At 56.3% G+C, this 862-nt stretch carries 1 protein-coding gene; it reads right to left on the minus strand.

Features of this window, described 5'->3' with window-relative positions; genetic code table 11:
- Window positions 1-862, minus strand: an 862-nt coding sequence (locus HMPREF1028_RS12885; RefSeq protein ID WP_009313213.1) for a type VI secretion system Vgr family protein, incomplete at both ends; no start/stop codon positions are given.

The raw sequence follows: 862 nt of genomic DNA on the forward strand, positions 1-862 counted from the left end.
CGCCTTCACCCTAACCAGCTTCGGACTCCCAATCTCCACCTCCCCGTTCGCCAGCTTGATATACGCCCCTTTGCAGGTAATCAGAATCTCTTCCTTCGCCGCAATGGTGATTTTTCCTGCGCTGCTGGTTAACGTTGCGTCTTTCAGCGCGTTCAGCTGCAACTCGTCATTCTGTGCCTGTACTTCCACTTTGCCCTGATTGGCCTGCACCTTGATGCCGCTGCTTTGCGCAAACAGGTTGAGGCTCTCTGCCGCATGGGCGGTCAGGCTTTGTCCGGCGGTGATGTCGGTATGGTTGCCGCTGATGAGGTGGATGTTTTCATTGGCGGTGTGCAGTTGGCTTTGTTGTGTCGCGGTGGCGATGCCGGCGGGGGCGGTTTGGATCAAACCTGCCTCTTTCAGGTCTTTGAGGGCGTCTTTCAGACGACCCCTTTGGGTTTCTTCATCGGTGTGGTGGTTGTTGGCGGTTTGGGCGGCTTTGTTCAGGCTTTTGGCGAGAGAGAGTGCCTGTTCGAGTTGGGAAATGGCATCGTCCATATCCAGCACTTTGCCGTTGGCGTCTTGGTTTTGTGCGCTGACGAGTATGCCTTTCCCCGCCCGTACTGCGCCCCAGCCGTCGGTTCTGAGTTCGAAGCCTTCGCCGTTCTCTCCGCGTTTTTCCCGACTTGAGTCGACGATGTGGCCGAGGTTGAGTTGGGATTTTTGGTAGTCGGTGGCGAGTTTGATGTGTTCCTGACCTTTTTGGTCTTCCATCCTGAGTTTGTTGTTCGCCCAGGTACGGATGACGTTCCTTGTGTTCCAATCGGCAGGGATGTGGTCGGGATGGGCGCTGTCGTGCATGACGCCGGAGATATACGGCGGT

The organism is Neisseria sp. GT4A_CT1 (assembly GCF_000227275.1).
In the GTDB taxonomy this organism is placed as follows: Bacteria; Pseudomonadota; Gammaproteobacteria; order Burkholderiales; family Neisseriaceae; genus Neisseria.